We start from the raw sequence: 4,395 nt of genomic DNA, 5'->3' as shown, positions 1-4,395 counted from the left end.
AGTCGACGCGTGGTGACATGCGGGTGGGCCAGGTGTGGCACGGTTCCTCGGACGACGACTGGCGCACGATCGTGCAGTTCGACGTGACGAAGCTCAAGGACGCCACGATCAAGAGGGCGGCCGTGCTGGTCAACGTGCGGCACAGCGCCAATTGCTCGCCGTCGCCGTTCCAGCTGTGGCGTACCAACCGGGTCGAGAAGTCAGCGTCGGTGACGTGGAACAGCACGAAGGGCAAGTGGTGGAAGTCGCTGGGCCAGGTCAACGCGACCGCGAACAAGAGCGCTTGCCCGAAGGGCAATGACGAGGTCAGGTTCGCCCAGACAGCGGTCAGGGATGCCTTCCAGGATGCGACGGCGAGCAGCACGATCACCCTGGCGTTCCGGGCCAAGAGCGAGTCCGACGAGTTCCAGTGGAAGAAGCTGGTGCCGGACTCGGCGTACCTCGACATTTTTTACAACCACACCCCCGGCAAGCCGACCGGTCTGGCGTTCAGCCCGTGCTACGCGGCGTGTGGCAGCGGCACTGCGGTCACGTCGACGAAGCGACCGACGCTGAGGATGAAGGCGGCCGACCCCAACGCCGGCAAGCTGATGTACGTGTACGAGGTCTACACCGGCAACAAGGCCACCCTGGTCGCCACCTCTGCGAAGACCATGACTGGCATAGCCAGCAACAGCCCGCGCTCCTGGCAGCTCAAGTCCGATCTGAAGGACGGGTCGTACGCCTGGCGGGGCAAGGCCTGTGACGGTTACCTCTGCGGTGCCTATTCCGACTGGTTCGGATTCAAGGTCGACACAGCGAACCCGAACAAACCGAAGGTTTCCAGCGACAAGTATCCGGTGGACGGCTGGAACGGCGGTCCGAAGGTGCCCGGCGTGTTCACGTTCAGCCCCGGCGACTCGGCCGATGGTGTGAAGACCTACACCTACTCGCTTAACGGCGCCGAAGAGACGTCGGTTACGCCGCTGAGCACCGGTGTGGTGCAGCGGACGATCGAACCGACCAGAGACCTGGTCAACACCCTGACGGTCAAGGCGATCGACACCGCAGGGAATCTGTCCGGGGTCACCGACTACCTGTTCAAGGTCCGCCCGGTGGGCGAGGCCTGGTACTGGTCGCTCGATGAGGGAACGGGTACGACAGCCGCCTCAGCGCCCGACAACAACCGTCCCGTCACGGCCTCGGGTACGGGCACCGTATGGTCGGTTGCCGGCAAGGGGGGCGATTCGGCCATGACGTTCTCCGGTAGCGGTGAGCTCACTACCTCCGCGCCGGTGTTCGACACCCGCTCCGCGGCAGGTTTCACCGTCGCCGCCTGGGTGCGTTTGCCGGGGCCGCCCACGACCGACGACGGCTCCGATCCCGGTACCGATCCGCAGCCGGAACCCGATCCCGGTACCGGTGACGACCCCGACGAGGAGCAGACGCCGCCCGACGACGAGCAGAGCGAAGAACCGTCGCCGCTGCCGGCCGTTGCTCGCGTGGCGGTCTCGCAGGACGGCACGAACACCTCCATGTTCAAGCTCGGCTATCGCACGGACCTGAACATCGACACCGACAGCGCAAACGATCCGGCCTGGTGCTTCACGATTGCGGCCACCGATACGGTCGGTGCCGCCACGACAGACGCCTGCACCACCAGCCACGTCGAGGCGGGAGCCTGGGTGCATCTGGTCGGCATCGTGAACCCGTTCAGTAAGCAGATTCAGTTGTACGTCAACGGCACGCCAGCGACCGATGGGGTGTTGGCCGAGACTCCCGGCACGGCGACCTGGGAGGCCACCGGCAAGTTCGCGATCGGTCGCGGCTGGACCAGCGCGCTCAGCGACCAGTGGGTCGGCGAGATCGACGAGGTCCATGTGACTCCGCGTGTCTGGTCGGAGCAGGACATCTTTGAGAAGTCGCAGGCCGAACAGATCCCGGAAGCCTGACCTGATCGATCGCTGTCCCGGGCGGACCGCCGCCTGCGATCTCGCCCGGGACACCGCCATCACCGGCTGCGCCCGGGTGACAGACCAGTGACGCAGCACCTACTCGTATCCGAGATTGCTCAGCCGGTTCTGGCCGGTACACGGGGGACCGCCGCGTCAGCGGCTGACAGGAGACTGGTGTGACGGCGAACGCCGCACTTTCGCGTACCTCTCGGCGCAGCCGGCGCACAGGCCCACGGCTGCTGCGGGCGCTGCTCGTGCTGCCGCTGGTGGCAGGCATCGTCGGGCAACTCCCGGACGCTCCGGCGGCCGCGGCCCTCGCGGCTGCGACGCCCACCGATGTCAAAGGCATCAAGGTGACACCGGTGGTCGCGAAGCCTCTGCCGGAATACACCGCGGAGGCTCGCGAACTCACCGAAGCCGACCTGCCACCCGACCCCGAGATGCCAGCGGATGAACAGGTGGTGGACCTCACCCAGCAGTCCACTGCCCGCGTTCGGGCCGGGCAGCTACCCATCTCCGTCGCCTCAGTGACCAAGGCCCCCGCCTCACAGAATGCGGCCGCACGAGACGCCGAGGGCACGGTGCGCAAGGTGCGGGTCAGCTCGTTGAGTCGCACCGCCGCGCAGGGTCTCGGTGTGCGCGGTCTCGTGGTCCGGGTGGCCCGCGCCGACGGTGTGAAGCAGGCCGGGCAGGTCCGCCTCGCGGTGGACTACCGCTCGGTGGCCGGCATGTTCAGCGGTGATGCGCTGAGCCGGCTGCGGCTGGTCCGACTCTCCGATGGCCAGCCGGTGCCGTCGACCAACGACACCCGTCGCGCGACGGTCACTGCGAGTGTGTCCCTGGCCGCGGCGGGAGCGGTGTCCTCGTTCGCTCTGGCCGCCGCACCGGAAGGTGAGAACGGCGACTACAAGGCGACCACGCTCACGCCTGCGTCGACCTGGCAGGTGTCGCAGCAGAACGGAGCGTTCGCCTGGTCGTACCCGATCAAGACCCCGCCGCCGCCCGGCGGCATGGCACCCGACCTGGCGCTGAGCTACTCCTCGGCATCGATCGACGGTCGCACCTCCGGTAACAACACCCAGGGCTCGTGGATCGGTGACGGGTGGTCGCTCGAGCCTGGTTACATCGAGCGCAGCTACCGTTCCTGCGCCGACGACAAGGGTGAGCAGGGCGGTAAGGCGGCGAACAACAAGGATGTCGCCGGTGACGACCAGTGCTGGTTCAACGACAACGCGACGATGTCGTTCAACGGCGCGTCGACCGAACTGGTCAAGGATGCGGCCACCGACAGCGGACCGGGCGACTCGAATGTGCGCTACCACGGTGTCGCCGACGACGGTTCGCGGATCGAGCAGGTCAAAGGCATCGACAACGGCGATGACGACAAGACCTACTGGCGTGTCACGACCGTCGATGGCACCCAGTACTACTTCGGGCGTGGCAAGACCGACGGTGGCACCTCATCAGGTGAGGACACCGGGTCCGCGTGGACGTTGCCGGTCTACAGCAACCATCCCGACGAGCCCGGCTACGACAAGGACTTCGCCAAGTCGCGGGTGACCCGTGCCTGGCGGTGGAACCTCGACTACGCCGTCGACCCGAACAAGAACACGATCACGTATTTCTACGGCAAGGAGACCGGCGCTTACGCCCGCGAGGGCGACAAGGACAAGCGCACCACCTATGACCGGTCCGGTTACCTCACCAAGGTCGAGTACGGCAGCCGCAGCGACGACGCGTCCACCGTGCGTCCGGTCAACCGGGTGCTGTTCGACACGGTCGACCGGTGTATCGGCACCTGCCGTACCAGCGGCGGCAAGCCCATCGCCAAGCGCTTCCCGGACACGCCGTGGGATCAGTACTGCGACAAGGCCCCCTGTGAGTCGCAGTACTCGCCGACCTATTGGACCAACAAGCGACTCGCCGCGATCAGGACCGAGGTCTACTCCGGCAGCGGGACGGCCTATACCCCCGTCGGGACCTACAAACTTGCACATGCCTACCTGCAGGCCGGCGGCAACGAGAGCACCCCGATGTGGCTGAAGAGCATCGTCCACACCGGCAACGTGACCAGCGCCGGTGGCCCGGCGGTCACCGACCCGGCAGTGGTCTTCAACCCGAATGCCGACGTCATGCCGAACCGGGTGGACACGCCCAACGGCCACTCGAGCCTGTTCCGCAGCCGCATCGAGACGATCACCACGGAGTCCGGCGCGCAGATCGGCGTCACCTACTCCAAGCCCGAGTGCGACGACATCACCTTGCCCAAGCCGTGGGCCAACACCAAGCGCTGCTTCCCGCAGTACTACGCCGCCGAGGGCGAAGACTCCAAGATCGACTGGTTCAACAAGTACGTCGTCAACCGCGTCGACGTCTACGACAACACCGGCGGCTTCGAGCACCAGCAGACCAATTACGACTACCTCGACAGCCCGGCATGGGCCTACGACAACTCGGAACT

The 4,395-nt window shown here is 66.3% G+C and carries 2 protein-coding genes; both read left to right on the top strand.

Annotated features, from left to right (window positions below; genetic code table 11):
* Positions 1-122 precede the first annotated feature (122 nt).
* Positions 123-1,931, top strand: a complete 1,809-nt coding sequence (locus DMB66_RS52605; protein WP_125811589.1) for a LamG domain-containing protein — start codon at positions 123-125, stop codon at positions 1,929-1,931.
* A 179-nt stretch (positions 1,932-2,110) separates the two neighbouring features.
* The coding region (locus DMB66_RS52600) for a SpvB/TcaC N-terminal domain-containing protein (protein WP_305027780.1) at positions 2,111-4,395 on the top strand (2,285 nt) is incomplete at its 3' end.

This window comes from Actinoplanes sp. ATCC 53533, assembly GCF_003947245.1.
This window is presented reverse-complemented; position numbering and strand designations above follow the sequence as displayed.